This window comes from Streptomyces sp. NPDC001604 (genome assembly GCF_042893475.1).
GTDB lineage: Bacteria > Actinomycetota > Actinomycetes > Streptomycetales > Streptomycetaceae > Streptomyces.
The window spans coordinates 98130-125001 of sequence record NZ_JBIAUY010000019.1 but is presented as its reverse complement, the minus strand read 5'-3'; the positions used below and the strand labels follow the sequence as shown (position 1 = coordinate 125001).

Genomic DNA, 26872 nt, shown 5'->3' with positions numbered 1-26872 from the left:
CCTCGTGGGTGGCCGGACGGGGGATGTTGGTCAGCCGCGCAGGGCTTCGACGGCTTGTGTCAGGGCCTGCGGCACATCCGGTACGAGCGCGTGCGCGCCGTCGCGTACGACGTGCCGGCCGCCCACGACCGTGTGCCGTACGTCCGCCGCGCTCGCGGCGAATACGGCGGTCTCGGCACCGAGCCTGGGCAGCGGCCCCGCTGTCCTGACCGAGTCGAGCGCGATCGTCGTGAGGTCGGCGAGGGCGCCCTGTTCGATCCTGCCCGCCTCGTCCCAGCCGAGGGCGGCGTGACCGTCGGCGGAGGCCGCACGGAGCAGGGCCGCGGCGGTCCAGTGGCCGCGGCTGCGGGTGCGCAGGCGCTCGTTGAGCTCCATCGCGCGGGCCTCTTCGAGCAGGTCGATGACGGCGTGGCTGTCGGAGCCGAGACTGAGCGGGGAGCCCTCGTTCTGCAGGGCGGTGGCCGGTCCGATGCCGTCCGCGAGGTCCCGTTCGGTCGTCGGGCACATACAGGTTCCGGTGCCGGAGCCGCCGATGAGGGAGATGTCCTCGGCGGTGAGATGGGTGTTGTGGACGCCGGTGGTGCGCGGGCCGAGCACCCCGTGCAGGGCGAGGAGCTGGGTCGGGGTGCACCCGTGGACCTCCAGGCACGCCTCGTTCTCGGCGGTCTGCTCCGACAGGTGCACATGGAGCGGGGCCCGCCGCTCCTCGGCCCACCCCGCCACGGTCGCCAACTGGTCGGCGGGCACGGCCCGTACGGAGTGGATCGCCGCACCGATCCGCGCGTGGTCCCGTTCCTTGAGAACTGAACAGCGTTCGGCCCAGGTCTCCGCGCTGCCGTCGGAGAAGCGCAGCTGGTGGGTGTTGGGCGGCTCGCCGCCGGGCCGGTTCGAGAGGCCGGAGGAGAGATAGAGGGTGTCGAGGAGGGTGATACGGATACCGGCGTCGGCGGCGGCCGCGATGAGGGCCTCGCCCATGGCGTTGGGGTCGGCGTAGGGGGTGCCGCCGCGCGCGTGGTGGACGTAGTGGAACTCGCCGACGGAGGTGACGCCCGCCAGCGCCATCTCGGCGTACACGGCGCGGGCGAGCGCGTGATAGGTCTCCGGGGTCAGCTTGTCGGCGACCGAGTACATGACCTCGCGCCAGGTCCAGAAGGTGCCGGAGCCGACCTGGACGGTGGAGCGCAGGGCGCGGTGGAAGGCGTGCGAGTGGGCGTTCGCCAGCCCGGGCAGCGTGAGTCCGCGCAGGATCTCGGCGCCCGGGGGCGGAGTGGGCACGTCGGTGCGGACGGCAGTGATGCGGCCGTCGGCGACGTCGAGGGCGACTCCCGGCTCGACGTGGGTGTCGAGCCAGGCGTGCTCCAGCCAGTACGTCCGCGTGTGGGGGTGCGTCACCTGCAGGCCAGCCCTTCCAGTACGTCGGCGAGTGCGAGCACCCCGGCCACGCAGTCGTCCTCGGCGGCGAACTCGGCCGGGGAGTGCGAGACACCCGTGGGGTTGCGCACGAACAGCATGGCGGTCGGGATGCTCCCGGAGAGGATTCCGGCGTCGTGTCCGGCACCGGTACCCAGCACGGGCACCGTGATGTCGGTGTCCTTGCCGAGGATGCGGGCCATTTCGTCGCGCAGGGCGTGGTCGAACTCGACGACGGGCGTGAAGGACTCACGGACGACGTCGAGGTCGATGCCGTGTGCGGCGGCGTACTCGCGGGCGGCGTTCTCGATCCCGCCGACCACGGCGTCGAGGCGCTCCTGGTCCTCGGCGCGGGAGTCGAGCCAGCCGCGCACGAGGGAGGGGATGGCGTTGACGCCGTTCGGCTCGACGGCGATCTTGCCGAAGGTGGCCACGGCACCGGCGAGTTCGGCCTCCCGGCGGGCGGCGAGGACGGTCTCGGCGTACGACAGCATGGGGTCGCGCCGGTCGACGAGACGGGTCGTGCCGGCGTGGTTGGCCTCGCCCCGGAAGTCGAAGCGCCAGCGGCCGTGCGGCCAGATGGCACTGGCGATGCCGACGCGGTCGCCGGACAGATCGAGCGCCCGGCCCTGCTCGACGTGCAGTTCGACGAAGGCGCCGATCCGCCCGAGCCGCTCCGGGTCGGCCCCGATGGCATCGGGGTCGTAGCCGGCGCCCTCCATGGCCTTGGGCAGGCTGACCCCGTCGCCGTCGGTCAGCTTGTGGGCGTTCTCGACGGTGAGCTGCCCGGCGGTGAGCCGCGACCCGACACAGGCCAGCCCGAACCGGGCGCCCTCCTCGTCACCGAAGTTGACGATGGCGAGCGGCTTGCGGAACTCCACTCCGCGGCCGCGGAGTTCGTCGAGCGCGGCAAAGGAGGACACGACACCCAGGGGCCCGTCGAAGGCACCCCCGTCCGGCACGGAGTCAAGATGCGACCCCGTGACCACGGCGTCGCCGGCCCCCGGATCCCCGACCCAGGCCCACTGATTCCCGTTCCGGTCGACCTCGTACGCCAGCCCACGCACACGGGCCTGCTCCTTGAACCAGGCCCGGCACTCGACATCGGCACCGGTCCACGCAAAGCGCCGGTACCCACGAGACCCGGCGTGCCGCCCGATGGGAAGCAACTCCCGCCACATGGAATGGAACGAGCCACCACCGCCGGACTCCGGGGCACCCGCCTGCCCGGGCTGCGGGGCGTCATACCGCCCAGGCCGTCCAGGCTGTGGGCAGTCGTTCCGCAGGGCGGAACGGGTGGGCACAGCCGGAGCCGCAGTCGGCGACGAGAGCTCAGCCCCCACCGAAGAGTTGCCGTGCCCGCCCTCGACCTGCCTCACGCGTCGTCACCCTCGCGCATGGGAACCCGCACACCCCGCTCGTCGGCGACGGACTCCGCGATGTCGTACCCGGCGTCGACATGCCGGATGACACCCATCCCGGGGTCGTTCGTCAGCACGCGCCGGATCTTCTCGCCCGCGAGCTTGGTGCCGTCGGCGACGGACACCTGCCCCGCGTGGATGGACCGCCCCATGCCCACACCACCGCCGTGGTGGATGGACACCCAGGACGCGCCCGACGCCACGTTGACCATGGCATTCAGCAGCGGCCAGTCGGCAATCGCATCGGACCCGTCGAGCATGGCCTCGGTCTCGCGGTACGGGGACGCCACGGAACCGCAGTCCAGATGATCCCGCCCGATGGCCAGCGGAGCCGCCAGCTCTCCGGAGGCCACCATGTCGTTGAACCGCTCCCCGGCCTTGTCCCGCTCGCCGTAGCCGAGCCAGCAGATACGCGCGGGCAGACCCTGGAAGTGGACCCGCTCCCCCGCCATCTTGATCCAGCGCGCGAGGGACTCGTTCTCCGGGAAGAGGTCCAGGATCGCCTTGTCGGTCTTCGCGATGTCGGACGCCTCACCCGAGAGCGCGGCCCACCGGAAGGGCCCCTTGCCCTCGCAGAACAGCGGCCGGATGTACGCCGGCACAAAACCGGGGAACGCGAACGCCCGCTCGTACCCGGCGAGTTGGGCCTCGCCACGGATCGAGTTGCCGTAGTCGAAGACCTCCGCACCGGCGTCCATGAAGCCGACCATCGCCTCGACGTGCTTGGCCATCGACTCCCGCGCGCGCACCGTGAACCCGGCCGGGTCCTTCGCCGCCGCGTCCGCCATGTCGTCGAAGTCGATGCCCACCGGCAGATACGACAGCGGGTCGTGGGCGGAGGTCTGGTCGGTGACGATGTCGATGGGGGCGGATTCGGCGAGCATGCGGGGCAGCAGTTCGGCGGCGTTGCCCAGCAGGCCGATGGAGAGCGGGCGGCGGGCGTCGCGGGCCTCCACCGCGAGCTGCAGGGCGTGCTCCAGGCTGTCGGCCCTGACGTCCAGGTACCGGTGCTCGATGCGGCGCTCGATGGCACGCGGATCGCAGTCGATGCAGATGGCGACGCCGTCGTTCATGGTCACGGCGAGGGGCTGGGCGCCGCCCATGCCGCCGAGGCCGGCCGTCAGCGTGATGGTCCCGGCGAGGGTGCCGTTGAACTTCTTCGCGGCGACGGCGGCGAAGGTCTCGTAGGTGCCCTGGAGGATGCCCTGGGTGCCGATGTAGATCCAGGAGCCGGCGGTCATCTGCCCGTACATGGTCAGGCCGAGGGCCTCCAGGCGGCGGAACTCCTCCCAGTTGGCCCAGTCGCCGACCAGGTTGGAGTTGGCGATGAGGACGCGCGGGGCCCACTCGTGGGTCTGCATGACGCCGACCGGGCGGCCGGACTGGACCAGCATGGTCTCGTCCTGCTTCAACCCCTTCAGGGTCCGCACCATCGCGTCGAAGGAGCGCCAGTCGCGGGCCGCCTTGCCGGTGCCGCCGTAGACGACGAGCTTGTCGGGGTGCTCGGCGACCTCCGGGTCGAGGTTGTTCTGCAGCATCCGCAGGGCGGCTTCCTGCTGCCATCCCAGGGCGCTCAGTTCCGTACCGCGCGGTGCTCGGACGGGGCGGGGTCCTGACATGGTCTGCCTCCTAGCGGATTGTTGCTGCTGTTATTCACATCCTGACCTCCTGAATAGAACTAGTCAATACATCCGCGGGCCAGCATGCGCCAGCCGCAGATGTTTGGCTGGATGCACAGGCACGGACGGCGAGGAACGGGGGATGCCATGGACGGCAGGGACGGCAGGTACGACAGGGACGGGGACGGGGCCGAGCGGTCGGCCCGGCGTGACGACGCGGTGCGGGCCGCCGTGGAGCAGGGGCTGCTGGGACCCGGCACCCCCATCGTGGGGCTGCTCGACGTCACCGGCATCCGGGAGGCGGCCGCCGGGCTGCGGGCGGCGTTCGACGCGGTCACGGCGCCCAGCACACCCGTGCTGCACGCCTTCGCGGTGAAGGCGACCCCGCTGGTGCCGGTGCTGCGGCTGCTGCGCGCGGAGGGGATCGGTGCGGAGGTGGCGAGCCCGGGCGAGCTGGCGCTGGCGCGGGCGGCGGGCGTGCCGCCCAACCGCACGGTCCTGGACTCGCCCGCGAAGACCCCGGCCGAGCTGCGGGAGGCGCTGGCACTGGGCATCGCCGTCAACGCGGACAACCCGCAGGAGCTGGACCGCATCGACGCCCTGATGCGGTCGGCAAACAGCCGCTCTCCGCTCGGGATCCGGGTGAACCCGCAGGTCGGCGGGGGGTCCATCGAGGCGACGTCGACCGCGACGGCGACCTCGAAGTTCGGGGTGGCGCTGCGCGACGAGGGGGCGCGGGAGTGGGTCGTGCGGGCGTATGCGGACCGCCCGTGGTTGCGGCGGCTGCATGCGCACACCGGGTCGCAGGGCATTCCGCTCTCACTGATGGTGCAGGGCGTGGCCGAGACGTATGCACTCGCCGAGGAGATCAACCGGCGGCTCGGGCGCCCGCAGATCGACACCCTCGACATCGGCGGCGGACTGCCGGTGAACTTCGGCTCGGACGACACGACACCGACCTACGCGCACTACGCGCGGCTGCTGAGCGAGGCGGTGCCGGGACTGTTCGACGGGCGGTACGGACTGGTCACCGAGTTCGGGCGGTCGCTGCTGGCCAAGCACGGCACGGTGGTGGCGCGGGTGGAGTACGCCAAGAGCGCGGGCGGGCGGCCGGTCGCGGTCACGCACGCGGGCGTGCAGGTGGCGACACGGACGGTGTACGTGCCGGGCGCCTGGCCGCTCAGGATCGCCGCCTACGACGGCAAGGGGCGCCCCAAGGAGGGCCCGGCGGTCGTGCAGGACGTGGCGGGGCCGGCCTGCTTCTCGGGTGACCTGCTGGCGGAGGGACGCGCGCTGCCGCTGCTGGAGCAAGGTGACTACGCGGCGGCGCTGGACACGGGCGCGTACTACTTCGCGCACCACTACGCGTACAACTCCCTCGCCCGGCCCGGGATCTACGGCTTCGCGCCGGACGGGGCCGGGGGCATCTCCTTCGCGACCGTCCGGGAGCCGCAGAGTCTCGACGAGATCGTGGCCGAGTCGGGAGGGGCGCACGCGGACTCGCTCACCACCCTCCGGGCGCCTGACCACCGTTGACATGCACCAGCGGATCTGATCGTCAACTACCTGTGAATCAAGGCAAGTTGACCCACCTTAGTCGTCCGACGCATGTTCCACCGGAAAATGCCAGAACGCTCACCCCTCGCGCACACGTTGCGTAGTTTCGGCGTCACTCAGCCGAACCGCAGGCGGGAGGGGAGCCACGGTGCCCGGAATCGACGAGTGTCTGCTGGAAGCGATGCGACTGCCCGGTGCCCGGGGGGCCGCACTGATCGACTGGATGAGCGGGCTGGCCCTGGGCACCGTCGGCGAGTCCCCCGGCGGCGACCGGGAGGCGGCCGCGGTGGAGGCCGCCGAGATCGCCCGGCTGGCCGCCGAGCAGCATGCGTTCGCGCCGGACGACGATCCCGACGACGGGGCGGCCGCCGACGCCGATCCGCCGGTCGAGGACCTGATCGTCAGCAACCGGGACAGCTATCACGTGCTGCGGTTCGTGGGGGCCTCCTTCGACGGCAGTGTGTTCCTGCACCTGTGGCTGGCCCGCGCGGAGGGCAACCTGGCGCTGGCCCGCATCCGGCTGGGCGAGATGGCCGAACGGCTGGTGCTGGCATGACCGCCGTCCGGACGGCCGAGCCCCCGCGCCTGCCCGTGCGCACCAAGACCGCGGCCGGTGAGCGGGGGTGGGGCGGTGTCTCCCCGATGCTGACCCGGCTCGCCGCCGAGCGGGCCACCGGCGTCCTGGTCCGCGAGCGCGGCACGCTCCACCTCGCCGAGGGCCTGGTCGTACACGCCGAGAGCCCGTACGCGCCCGGCCTGGACACCCTCCTCACGGCCCATGGCACGCTCGCCCCCGAGGCCTGGCAGCGGGCGCTCACGGAGGCGGACGACGGTCACGGCGTCGCCGGCCACCTCGTCGACCGCGGTCTTCTCGCCTCCGGCGCCCTGGAGTTGTGCCGGCTGACGGCCCTGTACGACGCCGCGTACTTCGCCCTCGCCCCGAGCAGCACGCCCGGCCGCTTCCGCTACGGCACGGCCCACCCGCTCGGGCCGGTCCGCCCGGTCCCGGTGGCCGCCCTGGAGCACGAGACGCTGCGCCGCCGAGACCTCCTCCACCGCATCTGGCCGGACCCGAGGACCGACGAGGCCCCCCTGATCCGCGCGGACCCCGTGGCGGCCCCCGCCCTCACCCGCCGCCAGCAGACCGTGCTGGACCGGCTGGACGGCGTGCGTACGGCACCCGACATCGCCCGCGAACTGGGCCGCCCGGCCTTCCACACCCTGGTGGACGTGCGGCGGCTGACGGCGGCAGGGGTCGTGTCACCGCTGCCCGGACCGGCACAGCCGCCACCACCTCAGCCGCCGCCCCCGCCCACCGGCCCCGAACAGCTGCCGCCCGATCCCCACACCGTCTTGCTGAAGAGGCTCAGGGATGCGCTGGAGGCCCTTTGACTGGTTCGAGAGGAGACACCGGATGGCTGCCGACCCCCACATCCTCGAGGAGCTGCGCCGTCTGAGAGCCCGCGTCCCCCAGCTCACCGGCGCCCTCGCGACCGGTCTCGACGGGCGCGTCCTCGCCCACGACACCCCGGGCGTAGAGCCGAACGGCATGGCCGCGCTCGTCGAGACCGCGCACGGAGCAGCGGTGAAGCTGGCGGACGCGACGGGACAGGGCGAGTTCCGCGAACTGCTCGTCCGGGGCGCCTACGGCTATGTGGCGACGTACGCGGCGGGCGGCGCAGCCGTGCTGACGCTGCTCGCCCAGGACCGCGTGAACCTCGGCCGGCTCCTCCTGGAGGGCCGCCGGGCGGCCGCCCGCATCGGCGAGCTCGGCGACAGCCGCACGACACCCGCCCACCAGAGCAGTCCGGCCAGGGAGGCCAAGGCGGCCAAACCGGAAGCCAAGCCGGCCGCCCCACGGACCAGAACCCCGCGCGCACCACGCAGCACGACCACCAACGCGCGCACCACCACGGAAAGTTGAGAGGAACCGAGGAGCACAGTCATGGCCAACACCGAAACCGCACTGAAAGAGGCGCTCGCCTCCATCGAGGGCGCCACCGGCGTCGCGCTCGTCGACTACACCAGCGGCATGGCGCTGGGCACGATGGGCGGCAGCAAGGGCTTCGACCTGAATGTCGCCGCCGCCGGCAACACCGATGTCGTCCGCGCCAAGATGCGCACCATGGAGCACCTCGGGCTGAAGGGCCAGATCGAGGACATCCTGATCACGCTGAGCGACCAGTACCACCTGATCCGCCTGATCAGCGGCCGCGGCGGCAACGGTCTGTTCCTGTACCTGGTGCTCGACGCCAAGAGGTCCAACCTGGCGATGGCCCGCCACCAGCTGAGGAAGATCGAGGAGGAGCTCGAAGTCTGACCGTCCGTCTCGTCAGACGAGCGCCGCGGTGCGGCGCCGCGCTCCCCCGGGAGCCGCGTCGCCCGCCGCGATGCCCGTGCTGCGGTACGCCTTGACGGCCTTTCCGGCCGGGCGGCCGCCGTTCGCGGTGAGCCAGTCGACGCGTACCCACAGCAGGACGTCGTCGGCCCGTTCGCGCCGCCCGAGCCAGGCGGCCTTCAGCCGCAGCCCGGTGCCGCACCCGGCGAGCAGCATGCCCCCGGCGGCGGGCACCGCGAACGCGCTGCCCACGGCCGCCGCGAAGGCGAGCAGCAGCCACCAGCGGTGCCCGCGGCGCCAGTTGCGCACGCTCACCGCGCGGTCCTGGAGCACGTCGTGCCTGCCGGCGCGGGCGGCCGCCCGGGCGAGTGCGGCGTACCGCCTGCGGCGGGCGCACGAGACGACGGCCGCGGCGACGATGAACAACGCCGCTCCGGCCATGACCCCGATCCGCCGGCCCGTGATCCCCGGCACCAGCACCCCGACACCCGCCGCGAACACCCCGGCCCACCAAAGAGGTGCGGCTCCGGCCCGTACGACGACGGCCACCCGAGCCAGACCCTGGGCTCTGCCTTCTCCGCGTGCCACGTCCGTCTCCCGTCTCATGTCTGTGCGGCATCCGTGAGACGCACGTTAACGAGCCAACGTGAGACGAATCTGAAAACGTGGGGCTGGAAAACGTGGGGCTACTCCACGAACAGCCCGCGCGCCGCCGCCCGTGCGTCGAACTCCTCCAGGCGGGCCTGCGCGTCCGGCAGGTCGTCGCACATCGCCTCCAGCAGGACGCGGCCGAGCAGCATCGGCGCGCAGGCGGTGTCGAAGGCGAGGCCCGTGCCGACGGCGGCGGGCAGCAGCAGGTCGGAGACCTTGGCGACCGGCGCGAAGGCCGAGTCGGCGACCGTGACGACCGTCAGGCCGGCCTCCTTCGCGAAGGCCAGCGTGTCCACGACCTCACGCGGATGCCGTGGCAGCGCGAAGCACAGCAGCGCCGTCGCCCCGGCCCGTACGGCGGCCTCGATGCGGTCGTGGATCATCGTGCCGCCCTCGTTGAGCAGCCGTACGTCCGGGTGGACCTTGGCGGCGAAGTAGCCGAAGCCGTAGGCCTGGGAGGCGGCGGCGCGCAGGCCGAGGACGGGCAGCGGGCGGGAGGCCGCCAGCAGCCGGCCCGCCTTCTGCACGGGCCGGGGGTCGGCCAGCAGTTCGGCGAGGTGCCGGAGGTTCTCGATCTCGGCCTCCACGGCCTGCTGGTACTCGTTGTACGAGCCGGCGTCCGCGGCCTGTTCGGCGGGGGCGACCTCGCGCAGGTGCTTGCGCAGCGCCGGGTAGCCGTCGAAGCCGAGGGCGACGGCGAAGCGGGTCACGGACGGCTGGCTGACCCCGGCCAGTTCGGCCAGCTCCACGCTGGACAGGAACGGCACGTCGGCGGCGCGCCGCACCATGCTGTGCGCGATGCGCCGCTGGGTCGGCGTCAGCCGGTGCCCCTCGAAGAGCGCCTGCAGCCGCCCCGCCGGACTGTCCACCACGCTCATGTCCCTCTCCGTGCTCATGACCCGCTCCCCCTCCAGATGTCCGTGAACCGGTCCAGCAGTGCGGCCGCCGCCGTCACGTCGTCCGTGAGCGGCCGGTCGGCCTGGTCGGCCGCCAGCACCGACTCGGCGAGCTCCAGCGCGCGGCCCACCGGAAGGTCCGGTTCGGGCCGCAGGTCGCGCTGGCGCAGGGCCCGTACGGCGGCGACCAGTTCGCAGCCCACGACGAGACGGTACGCGCGGCAGGCGCGCAGTGTCTGACGTGCGGCGAGCGAGGCGAAGCTGGCCTGTTCCTCGACGCCCCGGGAGAGTACAGCGTGCCCGAGCGATGCGGGGGCGGAGAAGGCCCGCAGATCACCGAGGGCGGCCCCGGCGGCGTACTCGAGGATCATCACGCCGGAGGAGGCGGGCACGTCGTCGGCGAGGAAGGGCCGCAGCCGGGTGAAGGCGGGCTCGTTGAGCGTGGAGAGGCGGGAGGTCGACAGGCGGGCGACCTGGGTGAGGGACAGCCTGAAGTGGTCCAGGGCGAGGGCGAGTTGGGCCTGGTAGAAGCCGCCGTGGTGGTAGGCGGCCATGTCCTCGGGTGAGATCAGCGGGTTCTCGGCGGCCGCGTTGATCTCGATCGCGACGACCTCCTCCAGGGCGTCCGCCGCGTCCAGCGCGGGGCCGTGGATCTGGGGCAGACAGCGGAAGCCGTACGGGTCCTGGATCCGGCCGAGGGGAGGCGTGGGCCGGTCCGCGGCGCCGATCAGCTCCCGCATCCGGCGGGCGACCTCGCTGGAGCCCCGGTGCGGGCGGGCGGCGTGCACGGGGGCGGCGTACGCCTCGTGCGAGCCGTCGACGGCCAGCAGGGAGAGGGCGGCGACGACCTGGGTGGCCTGCACAAGCCCGCGCAGTTCGTGCAGGGCGAGCGCGGACTGGCCGAGGGTGAGGGCGTTGCTGCTGATGAAGGCCAGGGCGTCGTTGTTGTCGAGGGGCTGGGGCTTGGGCGCGTTCGGCCCCCGCCAGGGGTGCTCCCCGGCGAGCGCGAGGCCCGCCTGGGCGAGGGCCGCGATGTCCCCCGTGCCCACCGAGCCGAACTCGTTGACTACCGGATGCGCCCCGCTCTCCAGCGCCTCGCACAGCGCGGTGACGACGGTGGGCCTGAGACCTGCGCCACCCGCGAGGAGCTGGTTGGCGCGGACGGCGAGCATCGCCCGCACCTCCCGCGCGGGCAGTTCCTCGCCGATCGCACCGGCATGGCTGCGCAGCAGTCTGAGGCCGTGTTCGGCGGCCGCCTCGGTGGGCACGTCCTCATTCCGGTTGGCGCCCACGCCGGTGGAGCGGCCGTAGACACGGCCGGTCGCGGCGATCTGCCGGGCGGCGTCCCAGGACTCCTCGACGCGCCGCATCGCCTCGCTTCCGGGGACGGGCCGCGCACTCCCGTCGGCGAGGTGCACGACGTCCGCGACGCCGAGACCGACCCCGTCGAGGACGACGAGTCCGGTGCCCCCGGAGAACGCCGCGGGCGGTGTGTCCACGATCCGAGACGACATATGACCACAATCTCCCCTCAATCCGGACACTCGATCTTGCTCTTCGGTCATCTGTTACCTCGGATTAACACCAACCCGTTGACAACCTATTCAGCTACCAAGAACTCTGCATGACGTTATACAGCCGGGCAAGGGACAACTCATGATCCAGTTCGACGCGGTCCACAAGCGCTTCCCCAACGGCACGACAGCAGTCCACGACCTCTCCCTGGAAATGCCGGAAGGGGGCGTGACGGTCCTCGTCGGATCTTCCGGTTGCGGCAAGACGACCACCCTGCGGATGATCAACCGCATGGTGGAGCCGACCTCCGGGACCATCCGGGTCGGCGGCCAGGACGTCACGCGTCAGGACGCCGCCGAGCTGCGCCGCTCCATCGGGTACGTCATCCAGCAGTCGGGGCTGTTCCCGCACCGCACGGTGCTGGACAACATCGCCACCGTGCCGCTCCTGCTCGGCTGGGGCCGCAGGAAGGCCCGCGCCCGGGCCGCCGAGCTGCTGGAGACCGTCGGCCTCGCCGCCGACGCCGGCAAGCGCTACCCGCACCAGCTCTCCGGCGGCCAGCAGCAGCGCGTGGGTGTGGCCCGAGCGCTGGCCGCCGACCCGCCCGTCCTGCTGATGGACGAGCCGTTCGGCGCGGTCGACCCGGTGGTGCGCACCCAGCTCCAGGACGAACTCCTGCGCCTCCAGAAGGAGTTGAGCAAGACCATCGTCTTCGTCACCCACGACGTCGACGAGGCCGTGAGGCTCGGCGACCAGATCGCGATCTTCCGCACCGGCGGCCATCTGGTGCAGTGCGCCGCACCCGCCGAACTCCTCGCCCGCCCGGCCGACGACTTCGTGGCCGACTTCCTCGGCGCCGAGCGCGGCCTGAAGCTGCTCTCGCTGAAGACCCTCGCGGACGTCCCGCAGGGCCCGGCCCCCGAGGGCGGCGCCTGGACCCTCGTACTCGACGAGGCACGCAAGCCCCGGCACTGGGCGAGCACGGACGCCGAACTCCCCGTACGCCCGCTCGAGGACACCGACTCCCTCCTTTCGGCCCTCAACGAGTCGGTCGCCTCCCCCACCGGCCTGATCGCCCGCGTCGACACGGACGGCGTCCTCACCGGGGTCTCGTCCCGCGACGACATCCACAAGCACGCCGGCCAGGCGCACACGGAAGCCCGGGTGGGCGCATGACCATCGACTGGTCGTGGATAGGCGACCACACCGACGACCTCACCAGCCTCACGGTCTCCCACCTCCAGGCCGCCCTCACCGCCGTCTTCTTCGGCGTCCTGATCTCACTGCCGCTCGCGGTGGTCGCGCACCGGGTCCGCCCCCTGCGCGGCTTCCTGCTCGGGTTCTCGAACGTCCTGTTCACGATCCCGTCAATCGCGATCTTCGTGCTCCTGCTGCCGATCAGCGGCCTGACCCGCACCACCACGGTCATCGGCCTGACCGTCTACACCCTCGTCGTACTGCTGCGGAACACCGTCGAGGGCCTCGACTCGGTGCCCGCGAAGACCAAGGAGGCGGCGAAGGCGATGGGCACGCGCCCGCTGCGCACGCTCCTCACCGTCGAGTTCCCGCTCGCGCTCCCCGTGATCATGGCGGGCGTCCGTATCGCGACGGTCATGTCGATCTCCCTGGTCTCGGTCGCCACCTACATCGGCGACGGCGGCCTCGGCCAGCTCTTCACCGACGGCTTCCAGCGCAACTTCCCGACCCCGGTGATCGTGGGCGTGGTCCTCACGATCCTCCTCGCCGTGGTCGCGGACGCCCTGCTGGTGGCCCTCCAGTACGCCCTCACCCCGTGGAAGAGGCGGCGAGCCTGAGATGTACGAACTCTTCAAGAACCTCGGCAGCTGGCTGACCAGCGGATCGCAGTGGACCGGCCCCGACGGCATCGCCCACCGCCTCGCCGAGCACCTCCAGTACTCCCTCCTCGCGACCCTCATCGCGGCCGCGATCGGCCTCCCCCTCGGCCTGCTGATCGGCCACACCGGCAAGGGCGCCTTCGTCGCGATCAACCTGTCGTCCTTCGGCCGCGCACTGCCGACCGTCGGCCTGGTCGTGCTGGTCTTCCTGGCCGGCGGCCTGTCGATGCTCCCGGTGTACGTCGCCCTGGTCGCGCTCGCGGTCCCGGCGATCGTCACCAACACCTACGCCGGGATGACGGCCGTCGACCCGGACGTCCGCGACGCCGCCCGCGGCCAGGGCATGCGCGGCCACCAGGTCCTGTTCCAGGTCGAGTTGCCGCTCGCGCTCCCCCTGATCATGACGGGCCTGCGCCTGGCGCTGATCCAGGTCGTCGCGACGGCCACGATCGCCGCGTACGTCTCCTTCGGCGGCCTCGGACGCTACGTCTTCGACGGCCTCGCCCAGCGCGACCTCGTGCAGGTGCTGGGCGGCGCAGTGCTGGTCGCCGTGGTCGCCGTACTCCTCGACCTGCTGCTCAGCACCCTCCAGCGCTTCCTCTTCCGCCACCGCACCGCCTAGGGAATCCAGACGATGAACCGACGCACCCTCCTCGGCGGCCTCTTCGCCGCGGCCTCCGTCCCCGCCCTCTCCGCCTGCGCGAGCGGCATCACCTCCCTCGACGGCCAGGGCTCCGCCTCCGGCGGCGGCTCCAGCAAGGGCGGAGTCACCATCGGCACCGCCAACTTCACCGAGAACCAGGTACTCGGCTACCTCTACGCGGCCGTGCTCCGGCAGGCCGGTGTGAAGGTGAAGGTCCGCCCCAACCTGGGCACCCGCGAGATCGTGATCCCCGCCCTGACGAGCGGCGACATCGACCTGCTCCCCGAGTACCAGGGCGCCCTCCTCAACTACCTGGCCCCGAAGGACGATTCGGCGGAGCCCGGCACCATGCAGAACGCGCTCACGCTGGCGATGCCCAGCGGCCTCCAGGTCCTGCCGTACGGCCAGGCCGCCGACTCCGACTGTTTCGTGGTCACCCGCCAGACGGCCAGGAAGTACGGCCTGACCACACTCGCCGACCTGGCGAAGCAGAACGGCAAGCTGGTCATCGGCGCCGCGCCCGAGGTGAAGAAGCGCCGGGTGGGCGCGATCGGCCTGAAGGACGTCTACGGCGTGGAGTTCAAGGAGTTCAAGTCGCTCGACTCCGACGGCCCGCTGGTCAAGGGCGCCCTGAAGAAGGGCGACGTGGACGTGGCGAACCTCTTCACCACCGATACCGACATAGCCGCCAACGGCTGGGTGGTGCTGACCGACCCGAAGAACCTGATCCCCAGCCAGCACATCGTCCCGCTCATCGCCGACCGCAAGGCCGACGACAAGGTCCGCAAGGCCCTCGCCAGGCTCGGCAACGTCCTGACGACGGCCCAGCTCACCCAGCTCAACAGCCAGGTCGACAACGACAAGAAGGACCCGGAGGACGTGGCCGACGCGTACGCGAAGCAGCACGGGCTGGCCTGACCAACCGGTCACGAGATCAAGAGATCAAGAAGCGGTTTCCGTGCGGCGATGATCTGACGACGAATCAACCAAGTGTCCTTAAACCGGCACTCAGGGTTACTGATCGCATGCATACGGTGAAGGCGCGCTGTCAGCACAACACCTGAGGATGCGTCATGGCCTCGAACCGCAGGGCCTTTCTCGCCGCCACCGCCGTCGCCGCGCTGGCCGCCGCCCCCGCGTCGGCGGCCCCCGCCGACCCCCTGGAAACCACCGCCCGTCCCCGCCCGACGACCGCCCGCGCCGCCCTGGCCGAACTGCTCGCCGGCAACCGGCGCTACGCCACCGGCGGCTCCCGCCACCCCGACGAGGGACTGCTGCACCGGCACGCGCTGGCGGCCGGTCAGCACCCGTTCGCGGTGGTCATCGGCTGCATCGACTCCCGCGTGCCGCCGGAACTCGTCTTCGACCAGGGCCTCGGAGACCTGATCTGCATAAGGACGGCCGGCCAGGTGCTGGACGAGGCGGTGCTCGCCTCCATCCAGTACGGCGTCCAGGAACTGCATGTCCCGCTGGTGCTGGTGCTCGGGCACGAGCGCTGCGGGGCGGTCGCGGCCACGCTGGACCACCTGCGCACGGGCGCACCGGTCCCCGGCCATCTGGAGCTGCTGGTGGACGAGATCGCCCCGGCCGCCCTGCGCACCCGGCACCTGCCCGGCGACTGGGCCGAACACACCATGCGGGCCAACACGGTCTGGGTACGGGACGCGATCCGCGCGGATTCCGCGTTCGCGGCGGCCACGGTGACGGCGGCCAGGTTCGACCTGGACACCGGGCTCATTTCCGTCCTGCCCTAACCACTTCCACCACTTCGAGCCATCAGCGGGGTCGGCCGGAGCCACCGCAGGGTTCTGGAGACGTCGGTGTCCTCCCGGTCAGCCCCAGCCCCGACAGGGGGGCTATCCCCAGTGCGGTGAGCACCCCGGCTCCCTAACGTGGGTTCCCATGACGGGAATGGAGACGGGGATGGACGCGCGGGACGCCGAGCTCAAGAAGGAACTCAACGCCACCCTCCAGGCGCGCAGGGAACTGGGCGAGGAGTACGAGTCGGCGCTGGTCGACTCGTTCCTGGAGAAGGTCGACCAGCGCATCGACGGCGCGGTCGAGCGCCGGGTGCGCCGGCAGCTCGCCGAGCAGCAGATGGTGGTGGCCCGTGGCACCCGGGCGCCGAAGCCGCCGACGGACTCCTGGGGCGAGCGCTTCGGCTTCGGCATCGTCTCGCTGGTCCTGGCGATCCCGCTGTCCGCGATCGGCGGCGGCATCGGTCATCTGGCCGGCCTGTTCATCACCTGGGCCGGCATCGTCGGCGTGAACGCCTTCCAGGCCGCCCGCGTCAACCCGGCCCTCTTCGGCCGCCGCCGCCGTTCCGCCAAGGACGAGGACCGCTGGGAGGACTGACCTCACACCTGCCGGGTCGGCAGCACCATGATCTGCCGCAGGTTGACGTGCCGGGGACGGCTGCTCACGTACGCCACCACATCGGCGACCTCCTCGGCCGCCAGTGAGCCCAGCGCCTCGAGCATCCCCGCCACCTGCTCCTGCAGCGAGTCGCTGTCGATGTGCTGCGCCAGCTCGGTCTCGGTCAGCCCGGGCTCGATGTTGGTGACACGCACGTCACGCGGCCCGAACTCGCCGCGCAGGGACTGCGAGATATAGGTGACGGCGGCCTTGGTCGCCCCGTACACCGCGTAGTTGGGGAACGTGATGTGCGCGCCGATGGACGAGATGTTCACGAGGTCCGCGGTGCGGCCGTCCGCGGCCGCGCCCACCAGGTCGGCGGTGAAGGCGCGGATCACCCGCAGCACACCGGTGACGTTGGTGTCGAGCATCCGCTGCCACTCGTCGACCCGCCCGTCGTCGATGGGGTTCGGCAGCATGACACCGGCCGAGTTCACGACCAGGTCGACGGTCCCGTAGGCGGCGTGGATCCGTTCGACGGCCGCGTCCACCGACCCGCCGTCCGTCACGTCGGCGACCACGGCGAGCGCCTGCCCGCCGTTCGCCCGGATCTTCTCCACGATCGAGTCCAGCCGTTCCCGGCGCCGCGCCAGAAGCGCGACCCTCGCGCCCTGCGCCGCCAGCAGCACGGCAACGGCCTCGCCGATCCCGCTCGCGGCCCCGGTGACGACTGCGGTACGGCCGGCCAGGTTCTCGTACGACATGAGTGCTCCTCCACAAGGAAGCCGCCCGGGCGTTTCCCGGCGACGTCCACCACCCTGCGCCGCCCGGCGGGACCTACCCAGGGATGAGCTTTTCCTGGGTCTGCCAGTACCAGGTTCGAATCCCGCGCCTCCCCTACGATCGAACCCATGGACGGGGACCTCGGAGATTTCCTGCGCACACGCCGCGCCCGCATCCGGCCCGAGGAGGTGGGGCTGGCCTCGCACGGGCGGCGCCGCGTGCCCGGTCTGCGCCGGGAGGAGGTGGCGCAGCTGGCCGGAGTGAGCGTCGACTACTACATCCGCCTCGAACAGGGCCGGGGCCCGAGCGTCTCGGACGCGGTGCTGGACGCCATCGCGCGCGTGCTGCGGCTGGACGAGGAGGAGCACGCGTATCTGTACGCCGTGGCCCGTCCGCAGAAGAAGCGCGAGCGGCGCCGGGCCGCGCCCCGAGTCCGCGCGGGCATCCAGGTGCTGCTCGACGGCATGGCGCACAACCCGGCGTTCGTCCTCGGGCCCGCGATGGACGTCCTGGCCTGGAACGCGCTCGCCGACGCCCTGAGCGGCTTCAGCCGGATGCCGCCCGCCCGGCGCAATATCGTCCGCCACCTGTTCCTGGACCCCGAGGGCCGTACGGTCTACCCCGACTGGTCCGCGGTCGCCGCCCAGACCGTGGCCCATCTGCGGCTGAACGCGGGCGCCCGCCCCGACGACCCCGGCCTGCGCGACCTCGTCGGCGAACTCTCCCTCAAGAGCGAGGACTTCCGCCGCCTGTGGGCCGACCACCAGGTCAGGGCCTGCATGTACGGCGTCAAGCGCGTCCGCCACCCGGTCGCGGGCCTGCTGACCCTGCCGTACGAATCGCTGTCGGTCCCGGGGGAACCGGACCAGACGATCGTGGCCTACACACCGGAGCCGGGCTCGGAGACGGCGGAAAGGCTTGCCCTGCTGGGCAGTTGGGCCACTACGGGCGCGTAGCCCCGCCGGAAAAGATGTGCGCGGGGACCGCCGCACCCCCGTTGCCGGGGGGCGGGACGACGGCGGTCCCCGCGAGGGACGCTGACCGGGTCAGGGCCGGGTCTCACGTCCGGGCGTCCATGGAGGTCCGGGAGCCGCTCCGGAGGTCCTTGGACGTTTCGGTGCCGGCTGGGGCGGGGAGCCGCTCCCGCCCTGCCGACACCCACTAATGTGCCGGACCCGTGTTAAGCGTGTGCTGCGTGGACGTGACACGCTCGTACCACTTCGAGGAAGTCCACCACTTCGGTAGGCAAACGGAAGTTCGCCTCCGGCACCCGCCGTTCACCGGACGTTTGCCGCTACTTCCCGCCCTTCGCAAGGAAGGCCAGCAGGTCCTGCCGGCTGACCACACCGGTCGGCTTGCCCTCGACGAGGACGATCGCCGCGTCCGCGGCGCCGAGCACGGACATCAGGTCGCCGACCGGTTCGCCGGAGCCCACCTGGGGCAGCGGGGCGGACATGTGCTTCTCCAGCGGGTCCTCCAGGGAGGCCCGCTTGGTGAACAGGGCGTCGAGCAGCTCACGCTCCACGACCGAGCCCACGACCTCGGCGGCCATCACGTCCGGGTGGCCGGCGCCGGGCTTGACGATCGGCATCTGCGAGACGCCGTACTCGCGCAGCACCTCGATGGCCTGCCCGACCGTCTCGTCCGGGTGCATGTGGACGAGGGACGGGATCGCGCCGTGCTCCTTGTCGCTGAGAACGTCCCCGACGCGGGCGCTCGGGCCCTCGTCCTCGAGGAAGCCGTAGTCGGCCATCCACTCGTCGTTGAAGATCTTGCTGAGGTACCCGCGGCCGCTGTCCGGCAGGAGCACCACCACGACGCCGTTCTCGTCCAGCCGCTCGGCGACCCGCAGGGCCGCCACGACCGCCATGCCGCAGGAGCCGCCGACCAGCAGCCCCTCCTCCTTGGCGAGCCGCCGGGTCATCTGGAACGAGTCCTTGTCGGAGACCGCGACGATCTCGTCGGCGACGGTCCGGTCGTAGGCGGTGGGCCAGAAGTCCTCACCCACACCCTCCACGAGGTACGGCCGCCCGGAGCCGCCCGAGTAGACGGATCCCTCGGGGTCGGCGCCCACGACCTGGACGGAGCCGTCGCTCACGTCCTTGAGGTACCGCCCGGTGCCGGAGATGGTGCCGCCGGTGCCCACGCCCGCCACGAAGTGGGTGATCTTCCCCTCGGTCTGCTCCCACAGCTCGGGGCCGGTCGAGTGGTAGTGGGAGAGCGGGTTGTTGGGGTTGGAGTACTGGTCGGGCTTCCACGCCCCCGGCGTCTCACGCACCAGCCGGTCGGAGACGTTGTAGTACGAGTCCGGGTGCTCGGGGTCGACGGCCGTCGGGCAGACGACGACCTCCGCCCCGTACGCCCGCAGCACGTTGATCTTGTCGGTGCTCACCTTGTCGGGGCACACGAAGATGCACTTGTACCCCTTCTGCTGCGCCACGATGGCCAGGCCGACGCCGGTGTTCCCGCTGGTCGGCTCCACGATCGTCCCGCCGGGCTTGAGCGCGCCGCTCTCCTCCGCCGCCTCGATCATGCGCAGGGCGATGCGGTCCTTCACGGAGCCGCCGGGGTTGAAGTACTCGACCTTGGCCAGGACGGTCGCCCGGATGCCCTTGGTCACGCTGTTGAGCCTCACCAGCGGGGTGTTGCCGACGAGACTGATCATCGAGTCGTGGAAATGCACCGTTGTCTCCGGATGCTTGCAAAAGAAGTGGTCGTGATTGTCCCGCCAGCCTACGGCCCGGGAGGGCCGTTCACTTCTCGTTGAGATTGGCGAACGGCCGGTACGGGGCAAGGAGTGGATGTACGGCTTCGAGGAGGTGGCGGCGACGTATGACGAGCATGTCGAGGGCGAGGGTGGCCCGGCGGATCGCGGCCGGCGCTGCGTACGGCGGTGGCGGGATCGGGCTGGCCGGCGCGGCCGCCGTCGGTCTGCTGCTGGCGGAGGTCCGGATGGCCAGGCGCCATGTGGGCAACGGCTCCGGCGGCCGGGTCCCCGTGGCGGACGGCCTCTACGGCACCACGTACGCCGTCCCCGACGAACCGCCCCTGCGCCTGACGATGCTCGGTGACTCCACGGCGGCGGGACAGGGTGTGCACCGGGCGAGCCAGACACCGGGCGCACTGCTGGCCTCCGGGCTGTCCGCGGTGGCGGAACGCCCGGTGGAACTCCACAACGTGGCCCTCCCGGGGGCCACGTCCGACGACCTGGACCGTCAGGTGGCACTGGTCCTGGCGAACCCTTCCCTGGTCCCGGACATCTGCGTGATCATGATCGGCGCGAACGACGTCACCCACCGGATGCCGCCGACCCGTTCGGTCCGCCACCTCTCGTCGACGGTACGGCGGCTGCGGACGGCCGGTGCGGAGGTGGTGGTCGGCACCTGCCCCGACCTGGGCACGGTGGAGCGGGTCCAGCAGCCCCTGCGCTGGCTGGCCCGCCGGGCCTCCCGTCAGCTGGCGGCGGCCCAGACGATCGGCACGGTGGAGCAGGGCGGGCGCACGGTGTCGCTGGGCGACCTGCTCGGCCCCGAATTCGAGGCGAACCCCCGCGAGCTCTTCGGCCCCGACAACTACCACCCCTCGGCCGAGGGGTACGCCACGGCGGCGATGGCGGTGCTGCCGACGGTCTGCGCCGCCCTGGAACTGTGGCCGGCCGAGGAGGAGCGCCCCGACGTCACGCGCCGCGAGGGCTTCCTGCCGGTGGCGAAGGCGGCCGCGGAGGCTGCCTCGGAGGCGGGCACGGAGGTCACGGCAGCCATGCCCACCGGCCCCCGGGGCCCCTGGGCCCTCCTCAAACGCCGGCGCCGCCGCCGCGTCCCGGAGCCCGACCGGGCCCCCGTGCAGCAGCCGTCCCAGTGATTTCGCCCCCGCCGCCCCTTCCCATTCCCGTCCCCTGGGGGCTGCCGCCCCCAGACCCCCGCTTTCGGCCTGAACGGCCTCGTCCTCAAACGCCGGACGGGCTGAAAGATCAAACCCCGGCCGGCAAAAATCAGCCCCTCCGGCGTTTGAGGAGCGGGGGTCCGGGGGCTGGCCCCCGGGTCGGGACGGGAAGGGGCGGCGGGGGCCGGAAAAAGCAAGCGCTTAGAAAATTGCGGTCAGGGTCACACGGCGACACCCGTGACCCAAGCCATACGTACGGGTAACTTCCCAACAAGCCCAGCCCAACCCCGTAACGCCAATGGAGCCGTGATGCCCGAAGCCGTGATCGTCTCGACCGCCCGCTCCCCCATCGGCCGCGCCTTCAAGGGCTCCCTCAAGGATCTGCGCCCCGACGACCTCACCGCCACCATCATCCAGGCGGCCCTCGCCAAGATCCCCGAGCTGGACCCCCGCGACATCGACGACCTCCACCTCGGCTGCGGCCTCCCCGGCGGCGAGCAGGGCAACAACCTCGGCCGCATCGTCGCCGTACAGATGGGCATGGACCACCTCCCGGGCTGCACCATCACCCGCTACTGCTCCTCCTCCCTGCAGACGAGCCGCATGGCCCTGCACGCCATCAAGGCCGGCGAGGGCGACGTCTTCATCTCGGCCGGCGTGGAGATGGTCTCCCGGTTCGTGAAGGGGAACTCCGACAGCCTTCCCGACACGCACAACCCCCTCTTCGCCGAGGCCGAGGCCCGCACCGAGGCCGTCGCCCAGCAGGAGGGCACCACCTGGCACGACCCGCGCGAGGACGGCCTGGTCCCCGACCCCTACATCGCGATGGGCCAGACCGCCGAGAACCTGGCCCGCCTCAAGGGCATCACCCGCCAGGACATGGACGAGTTCGGCGTCCGCTCCCAGAACCTCGCCGAGGAAGCCATCAAGAACGGCTTCTGGGAGCGCGAGATCACCCCGGTCACCCTCCCCGACGGCACCGTCGTCTCCAAGGACGACGGCCCCCGCGCCGGCGTCACCCTGGAGGGCGTCGCGGGCCTCAAGCCCGTCTTCCGCCCCGACGGCCTGGTCACCGCCGGCAACTGCTGCCCCCTCAACGACGGCGCCGCCGCGGTCGTCATCATGTCCGACACCAAGGCCCGCGAGCTCGGCCTCACCCCGCTCGCCCGCATCGTGTCGACCGGCGTCTCGGGCCTGTCCCCGGAGATCATGGGCCTCGGCCCGGTCGAGGCCTCGCAGCGGGCGCTGCGCCTGGCCGGCCTCACCATCGACGACATCGACCTGGTCGAGATCAACGAGGCGTTCGCCGCCCAGGTGATCCCCTCCTACCGCGACCTGAACATCCCGCTGGAGAAGCTGAACGTCAACGGCGGCGCCATCGCCGTCGGCCACCCCTTCGGCATGACCGGCGCCCGCATCACCGGCACGCTCATCAACTCCCTCCAGTTCCACGACAAGCAGTTCGGGCTGGAGACGATGTGCGTCGGCGGCGGCCAGGGCATGGCGATGGTCATCGAGCGCCTCAGCTGAACCCCTGACCGAACCTCTCGGTAGTCAACTCGGCACCCACCGTGAGCCGATGGCCCGGAGTCCGGGAAACCCCGGCCCTCCGGGCCATTTTGTGATCCAATCTCCCCCAGGATGTGACCTATCTCCCTTAGAAGGGGGATTTACCCAGGTCAAGGAGGGCGCGCCACTAAACCCCGGACCCAAAGTCCTGCCCGTTTCGTGACGTTACGCACTGACAGCTGGTTAGTCCGCCCTTCAAGCTGATGTAGGAAGTCGGGGGTCGACTTTGAACCGGGAGTACGTCAGTGAGCGCCATGCCGATCACCTTGCTGGTCATCACGGCCGCCACGGGCGCCGTGGGTGTCGCCGTCCTGCGGACGCTCATGGTGTTGCGCCGTGAGGTCGCGGCACTGCACACCCAGCTCGCCGAGCACCGCTCCGCCCGCGGTCTGGTGCCGGCCGCCCGCCCCTCCTCGGAGGCCGACGACATACGCGCAGCGGTGGCCGAGGCGCTCGCCGAGGAGCGCGAGCGCGAACTGGCCGAGGCGCGCGCCTTCTGGGCCGCCCAGGAGGCCCGTGACGCCTCCGACGCGCCCTCACTGCTCGGCCTGGCGGACAGCGAGCTGTTCCTGCCCCGGCAGGCCGATTTCATGGGTCTGGAGCCGGTGAGCGAGCCGACCGCGGACGCCGACGAGTTCGCGGGGGACTCTCCCGAGCTTGCCGCGGCCCGCCGCCGCCACCCGTCCCACCCGGACTTCGTCCCGGTCCAGTCACCGGTCGTGAACGACCACGAGCGCACGGTGGCCACCCTCGAAGAGCTCGCCGCCGCCCGCGTCGAACTGGCCGATGTCCGCCCGGGCCCCCTGGGCACCCTCGACGTCTACGTCTTCGCCGACGGCACCACCCTCTGTATGACCCCGGGCCACCGCGAAACGGCGGAACGCCTCGCCGCGGCCCTGCGCGCGGGTGAATCCCCGGTCCTGCTGGGCGGCTCGGGCATCTCGGGCGCGTACACGCTGACGTTCGAGTGCGGCGAGGAGAACGTCTACATCCTGGCGGACAGGGTCATAGCGTCGCTGTAGGGATCACACTCCGGCGCGTTTCTGCGCCTCCTCCACCAACCGCAGAGCTTCCTCCACCTGGCCCTCGTCACTCAGCACGAGGGCCAAGTCATGCACTGCGACGGTGATTTGGTCCGCGGCGGCGAACATCCCGGCGTCCGGCATCTCCCGGGGCTCCGTCCCGGGTTCCTCCACGGCCTGGGCGCGCCGGGCCATCTCCCTGGCCAGCTCCAGGGCCTCGGCGGCGGCGCCGCGCTGCAGCCGACTCTGAGGTGCGGCCCTCAAACGGTCGGCGAAGTGATCAACGGCACGAGTCAAGGGCGTCGTATCAACCACGGAGTGGAGCGTACGCGTCGCATCCGGACTGTTGCCAACGGGCGAACGCTCAGGCACGGTGACCTGAAGGACCGGCTTACATCCCCTTTGCGTCCGGAGGCGCCGATGTCCCAAGTCTTCTCCGAGGAGACCCATCGCAACCTGCTAGCCCGCATCCCCCACTGCACCGGCCGTGAAGTCTCCGACTGGCTGCGCGCCGTCGAGGAAGGCCCGGCTCTCTTCAACTTCGAGGAGAAGGTCAGCTGGCTCCGCCACGAGCACAATCTGGCGTACGGCCACGCCAAGGCGATTGTTCATGAGTACGACCTGAGGAGGGCCGCGCGCAAATTCCTCTAGGCGCGCACTGCACGACGGCAAAGGGCCCCGGGCAGGAACACCCGGGGCCCTTTGCTGCTCACGGCCTGCTCACGGCCGTCGGCGACTAGTCGTTGCTGTTCAGGATGGCGAGGAGCCGCAGGAACTCCATGTAGATCCACACCAGCGTCAGCGTCAGACCGAAGGCCGCCAGCCACGCCTCGCCCTTCGGCGCGCCGTAGGCGATGCCGTCCTCGACCTGCTTGAAGTCCAGGGCGAGGAAGCAGGCGCCGAGGATGACGCCGACGACGCCGAAGAAGATGCCGAGCCCGCCGCTGCGGAAGCCGAGGCCGTCACCGCCGCCGAAGACGGCGAACAGCAGGTTCACCATCATCAGCAGCACGAAGCCGAGCGCGGCCGCCATCACGAAGCCGTAGAAGCGGCGGTTGACGCGGATCCAGCCGGCCTTGTACGCGATCAGCACCGCGGCGAAGACCGCCATCGTGCCGATCACGGCCTGCATGGCCGCGCCGCTCGCGATGCGGTTGTCGACGATGCTGGAGACGACGCCGAGGAAGACACCCTCGAACGCGGCGTACGACAGGATCAGCGCCGGCGAGGCCGTCCGCTTGAAGGACTGGACGAACGCCAGGACCATGCCGATCAGCGCGGCGCCGATGCCGATGCCGTAGGACCGGCTGATGTGGGCGTCGTCGACCGGCAGCAGCGCCCAGGCGAGCGCGGCCGTCACGATCAGCGTGCCGAGCGTGGACGCCGTGCGCAGCACGACGTCGTCCATCGTCATCCGGCCGGTGGTGGCCGGTGCCTGCGGCGGGGCGCCCTGCAGGCCCTGCTGGGCGTAGGGGTTCTGCGCGTACGGGTTGCCGGCCGGCTGGGCGTACGGGTTGCCCTGCGTGGCGACGGCGGGGCCCCCGGCCTGCGGCGCGGCGTTGAAGCCCGCGTAGCCGTTGTCGCGGCTGAACCCCCGTCGCGAGAAGACCGGGTTTCTGCTCCTCATTGCACTCCTCCGTGGCCGCCGTGCGCGGCCTTGAGCATCAAGGGTAATGGGTAGGCAAAGGATTGACCCTAGTGCTTGGGGAGGATCTTTCCCTCGTCGTGGTGCGCAACACGCTACGCGGATCCGTGATTCCCCTCACCGTGGGGCCCCATTCATGACCAAGCTGCGACATGGCCGGAACCCGTCGGAGATCAGCTGCTTACGCCGTCCGTATGTCGGACCCCCCTACGTCAGTGCAGCGGGAAGCCCGTGTAGCCCTCGGCGAGGTCGGTCTCGGCCGCCCGCGAGGAGGCGATGCGTTCCAGCCGGGCGAGCTGCAGCCGGTCCTCGAAGGGGGTGGCGTCGGGGGTGCGGTGCAGCATGGTGGTCATGTCGTACGAGAACCGCTCGGCCTGCCAGACGCGGCGCAGACAGGTCTCGGAGTAGGCGTCGAGCAGCTCCGCCGAACCGGTCTCCTTCTGGTGCGTCAGCGCCCGCGCGAAGGTCACGACGTCCCCCACGGCCAGGTTCAGCCCCTTCGCTCCGGTCGGCGGCACGATGTGCGCCGCGTCCCCGGCGAGGAAGAGCCGGCCGTGGCGCATGGGCTCGTGGACGTACGAACGCATGGGGGTCACCGACTTCTGGGTGATCGGCCCGCGCTCCAGCCGCCAGTCGTCCTCGGTCTCGAAGCGGCGCTCAAGCTCGGCCCAGATCTCCTCGTCCCCCCATTCCTCGGCGTCCGTGCCCTCGGGCACCTGGAGGTAGAGACGGGAGACGGAAGGGGAGCGCATGGACAGCAGGGCGAAGCCGCGGTCGTGGCGGGCGTAGACGAGCTCGTCGTGCGAGGGCGGCACGTCGGCGAGGATGCCGAGCCAGCCGAAGGGGTACGTCCGCTCGAAGACGCGGGTGAGCTCCGCGGGGACCGCCTGCCGGGCCACGCCCCAGAAGCCGTCGCAGCCGACGACGTAGTCGCACTCCAGGACGGACTCACGGCCCTCGTGCCGGAACCGGACGGACGGGCTTTCGGTGTCCGCGCCCTCGACGGCCAGCGCCTCCGCCTCGAAGAGCAGCGGGCCGCCCTCCTTGAGCTGGAGGGCGATGAGGTCCTTGCACACCTCGGTCTGTGCGTAGACCATCACGGACCGGCCGCCGGTGAGGGCGGGGAAGTCGACCCGGTGGCGCTTCTTCGCGTACCGCAGCTCGATGCCGTCGTGGCGCAGCCCCTCGCGGTCCATGCGCTCGGCGGCGCCGGCCGCGCGCAGCACGTCCACCGTCCCCTGCTCCAGGATCCCGGCGCGCTGGCGCCGCTCGACGTAGGCGCGGTCACGGCTCTCGAGCACGACCGAGTCGATGCCGGCGTTGTGGAGCAGCCGGGCGAGGAGGAGACCGGCGGGGCCGGCTCCGATGATGCCGACGGTGGTGCGCATCCCTGCATCCTTTGTTCGTCCAGTGAAAATTAGTTCACCGAATTGCTGACGTGAGTTTCCGTCCGCTCAGGTCCGATGTCAACGGGTCGCGCGATGAAGTCTTCAATGCAGGATGCAGGTATCGCCACACATCGACGACATGGTGGTGCCCGGAGCCGGACTTGAACCGGCACGCCCGCGTAGGGGCAGCGAGGTTTAAGCTCGCCGTGTCTGCATTCCACCATCCGGGCAGGCCATGGGCTCCGCGTCGAGGTTCCGAGCCTATCGGGATACATCCCCCGAACAGCGGAACGGCGGACCGATGTTGTCTTATTTTATTGAC

General features: G+C 71.3%; 27 protein-coding genes and 1 tRNA gene. 16 read left to right on the top strand and 12 right to left on the bottom strand.

The window, feature by feature from the left end; all coding sequences use genetic code 11:
• Positions 1-30 precede the first annotated feature (30 nt).
• The 3 genes from ACFY1E_RS37965 to hutU all read right to left on the bottom strand — a co-directional run bounded on the left by ACFY1E_RS37965 (position 31) and on the right by hutU (position 4450).
• The gene (locus ACFY1E_RS37965) at positions 31-1392 is read right to left on the bottom strand and encodes a formimidoylglutamate deiminase (RefSeq protein ID WP_389084543.1); all 1362 of its coding nucleotides are present in this window, start codon (positions 1390-1392) and stop codon (positions 31-33) included.
• Positions 1389-2591, bottom strand: a complete 1203-nt coding sequence (locus ACFY1E_RS37960) for an allantoate amidohydrolase (RefSeq protein WP_389084541.1) — start codon at positions 2589-2591, stop codon at positions 1389-1391. Before ACFY1E_RS37960 ends, ACFY1E_RS37965 begins: the two co-directional genes overlap by 4 nt.
• A 194-nt stretch (positions 2592-2785) precedes the next feature.
• The gene (gene hutU, locus ACFY1E_RS37955; RefSeq protein ID WP_389084539.1) at positions 2786-4450 is read right to left on the bottom strand and encodes a urocanate hydratase; all 1665 of its coding nucleotides are present in this window, start codon (positions 4448-4450) and stop codon (positions 2786-2788) included.
• 147 nt (positions 4451-4597) lie between these two features.
• Between hutU and ACFY1E_RS37950 the strand changes: the two genes are divergently transcribed.
• The 5 genes from ACFY1E_RS37950 to ACFY1E_RS37930 all read left to right on the top strand — a co-directional run bounded on the left by ACFY1E_RS37950 (position 4598) and on the right by ACFY1E_RS37930 (position 8327).
• Positions 4598-5986 (top strand): diaminopimelate decarboxylase, encoded by a 1389-nt coding sequence (locus tag ACFY1E_RS37950; protein WP_389084537.1) that lies wholly within the window; start codon positions 4598-4600, stop codon positions 5984-5986.
• Between the two features lie 169 nt (positions 5987-6155).
• On the top strand, positions 6156-6563 hold the full coding sequence (locus ACFY1E_RS37945) for a hypothetical protein (protein WP_389084535.1): 408 nt from the start codon (positions 6156-6158) through the stop codon (positions 6561-6563).
• A complete protein-coding gene (locus ACFY1E_RS37940; RefSeq protein WP_389084532.1) occupies positions 6560-7399 on the top strand; it encodes a transcriptional regulator in 840 nt (279 codons plus the stop codon). The genes ACFY1E_RS37945 and ACFY1E_RS37940 overlap by 4 nt, the downstream gene beginning before the upstream one ends.
• Positions 7400-7421: 22 nt before the next feature.
• Positions 7422-7931: a roadblock/LC7 domain-containing protein gene (locus tag ACFY1E_RS37935; RefSeq protein WP_389084530.1), complete on the top strand. Its 510-nt coding sequence runs from the start codon at positions 7422-7424 to the stop codon at positions 7929-7931.
• Between the two features lie 21 nt (positions 7932-7952).
• Positions 7953-8327 (top strand): hypothetical protein, encoded by a 375-nt coding sequence (locus ACFY1E_RS37930; RefSeq protein WP_389084528.1) that lies wholly within the window; start codon positions 7953-7955, stop codon positions 8325-8327.
• Between the two features lie 12 nt (positions 8328-8339).
• On the opposite strand, the gene ACFY1E_RS37925 is transcribed toward ACFY1E_RS37930, so the two are convergent.
• From ACFY1E_RS37925 to ACFY1E_RS37915, 3 genes are all read right to left on the bottom strand, one after another.
• Complete coding sequence (locus tag ACFY1E_RS37925) at positions 8340-8951, bottom strand: hypothetical protein (protein WP_389084526.1); 612 nt, start codon at positions 8949-8951, stop codon at positions 8340-8342.
• Positions 8952-9031: 80 nt separating this feature from the next.
• Positions 9032-9892 (bottom strand): MurR/RpiR family transcriptional regulator, encoded by an 861-nt coding sequence (locus ACFY1E_RS37920; protein ID WP_389084524.1) that lies wholly within the window; start codon positions 9890-9892, stop codon positions 9032-9034.
• The gene (locus tag ACFY1E_RS37915) at positions 9889-11406 is read right to left on the bottom strand and encodes an aromatic amino acid ammonia-lyase (protein ID WP_389084522.1); all 1518 of its coding nucleotides are present in this window, start codon (positions 11404-11406) and stop codon (positions 9889-9891) included. Before ACFY1E_RS37915 ends, ACFY1E_RS37920 begins: the two co-directional genes overlap by 4 nt.
• Positions 11407-11548: 142 nt before the next feature.
• Between ACFY1E_RS37915 and ACFY1E_RS37910 the strand changes: the two genes are divergently transcribed.
• The 6 genes from ACFY1E_RS37910 to ACFY1E_RS37885 all read left to right on the top strand — a co-directional run bounded on the left by ACFY1E_RS37910 (position 11549) and on the right by ACFY1E_RS37885 (position 16261).
• Positions 11549-12583 carry an ABC transporter ATP-binding protein gene (locus tag ACFY1E_RS37910; RefSeq protein ID WP_389084520.1) on the top strand — a complete coding sequence of 345 codons (1035 nt, stop codon included), beginning with the start codon at positions 11549-11551 and terminating at the stop codon, positions 12581-12583.
• Positions 12580-13221, top strand: a complete 642-nt coding sequence (locus ACFY1E_RS37905; protein WP_389084518.1) for an ABC transporter permease — start codon at positions 12580-12582, stop codon at positions 13219-13221. Before ACFY1E_RS37910 ends, ACFY1E_RS37905 begins: the two co-directional genes overlap by 4 nt.
• Position 13222: 1 nt before the next feature.
• Positions 13223-13885 (top strand): ABC transporter permease, encoded by a 663-nt coding sequence (locus tag ACFY1E_RS37900; protein ID WP_030941765.1) that lies wholly within the window; start codon positions 13223-13225, stop codon positions 13883-13885.
• A 12-nt stretch (positions 13886-13897) separates the two neighbouring features.
• Positions 13898-14824, top strand: coding sequence for an ABC transporter substrate-binding protein (locus tag ACFY1E_RS37895; RefSeq protein WP_389084516.1), 927 nt, complete (start codon positions 13898-13900; stop codon positions 14822-14824).
• A gap of 155 nt (positions 14825-14979) precedes the next feature.
• On the top strand, positions 14980-15660 hold the full coding sequence (locus ACFY1E_RS37890; RefSeq protein ID WP_389084514.1) for a carbonic anhydrase: 681 nt from the start codon (positions 14980-14982) through the stop codon (positions 15658-15660).
• Positions 15661-15829: 169 nt separating this feature from the next.
• Positions 15830-16261 carry a hypothetical protein gene (locus ACFY1E_RS37885; protein WP_389084692.1) on the top strand — a complete coding sequence of 144 codons (432 nt, stop codon included), beginning with the start codon at positions 15830-15832 and terminating at the stop codon, positions 16259-16261.
• Between the two features lie 2 nt (positions 16262-16263).
• Here the strand turns inward: ACFY1E_RS37885 and ACFY1E_RS37880 are convergent, their stop codons facing one another.
• Positions 16264-17025, bottom strand: a complete 762-nt coding sequence (locus tag ACFY1E_RS37880; RefSeq protein WP_389084511.1) for an SDR family oxidoreductase — start codon at positions 17023-17025, stop codon at positions 16264-16266.
• A gap of 147 nt (positions 17026-17172) precedes the next feature.
• Between ACFY1E_RS37880 and ACFY1E_RS37875 the strand changes: the two genes are divergently transcribed.
• Positions 17173-18000 carry a helix-turn-helix transcriptional regulator gene (locus tag ACFY1E_RS37875; protein WP_389084509.1) on the top strand — a complete coding sequence of 276 codons (828 nt, stop codon included), beginning with the start codon at positions 17173-17175 and terminating at the stop codon, positions 17998-18000.
• A 338-nt stretch (positions 18001-18338) separates the two neighbouring features.
• On the opposite strand, the gene ACFY1E_RS37870 is transcribed toward ACFY1E_RS37875, so the two are convergent.
• Positions 18339-19727: a cystathionine beta-synthase gene (locus tag ACFY1E_RS37870; RefSeq protein ID WP_351482675.1), complete on the bottom strand. Its 1389-nt coding sequence runs from the start codon at positions 19725-19727 to the stop codon at positions 18339-18341.
• A 149-nt stretch (positions 19728-19876) separates the two neighbouring features.
• Here ACFY1E_RS37870 and ACFY1E_RS37865 point away from each other — a divergent pair, with 149 nt between their 5' ends.
• The 3 genes from ACFY1E_RS37865 (at position 19877) to ACFY1E_RS37855 (ending at position 23517) form a co-directional block, all read left to right on the top strand.
• Positions 19877-20905 (top strand): SGNH/GDSL hydrolase family protein, encoded by a 1029-nt coding sequence (locus ACFY1E_RS37865; protein ID WP_389084506.1) that lies wholly within the window; start codon positions 19877-19879, stop codon positions 20903-20905.
• Between the two features lie 330 nt (positions 20906-21235).
• Positions 21236-22456 (top strand): acetyl-CoA C-acetyltransferase, encoded by a 1221-nt coding sequence (locus ACFY1E_RS37860; RefSeq protein ID WP_389084504.1) that lies wholly within the window; start codon positions 21236-21238, stop codon positions 22454-22456.
• Between the two features lie 293 nt (positions 22457-22749).
• A complete protein-coding gene (locus tag ACFY1E_RS37855; protein ID WP_389084501.1) occupies positions 22750-23517 on the top strand; it encodes a hypothetical protein in 768 nt (255 codons plus the stop codon).
• Positions 23518-23520: 3 nt separating this feature from the next.
• On the opposite strand, the gene ACFY1E_RS37850 is transcribed toward ACFY1E_RS37855, so the two are convergent.
• Positions 23521-23832: a hypothetical protein gene (locus ACFY1E_RS37850; RefSeq protein WP_344402148.1), complete on the bottom strand. Its 312-nt coding sequence runs from the start codon at positions 23830-23832 to the stop codon at positions 23521-23523.
• Positions 23833-23937: 105 nt separating this feature from the next.
• On the opposite strand from ACFY1E_RS37850, the gene ACFY1E_RS37845 reads away from it, so the two are divergent.
• Complete coding sequence (locus ACFY1E_RS37845) at positions 23938-24168, top strand: DUF4287 domain-containing protein (protein WP_115907750.1); 231 nt, start codon at positions 23938-23940, stop codon at positions 24166-24168.
• An 85-nt stretch (positions 24169-24253) separates the two neighbouring features.
• Here ACFY1E_RS37845 and ACFY1E_RS37840 read toward each other — a convergent pair whose 3' ends face one another.
• The 3 genes from ACFY1E_RS37840 to ACFY1E_RS37830 all read right to left on the bottom strand — a co-directional run bounded on the left by ACFY1E_RS37840 (position 24254) and on the right by ACFY1E_RS37830 (position 26780).
• On the bottom strand, positions 24254-25144 hold the full coding sequence (locus ACFY1E_RS37840; RefSeq protein ID WP_389084497.1) for a Bax inhibitor-1/YccA family protein: 891 nt from the start codon (positions 25142-25144) through the stop codon (positions 24254-24256).
• A gap of 230 nt (positions 25145-25374) precedes the next feature.
• Entirely contained in the window at positions 25375-26550 is a 1176-nt protein-coding gene (locus tag ACFY1E_RS37835; RefSeq protein WP_389084494.1) for a 4-hydroxybenzoate 3-monooxygenase, read from the bottom strand.
• Positions 26551-26693: 143 nt separating this feature from the next.
• Positions 26694-26780, bottom strand: a tRNA-Leu gene (locus tag ACFY1E_RS37830).
• Positions 26781-26872 lie beyond the last annotated feature (92 nt).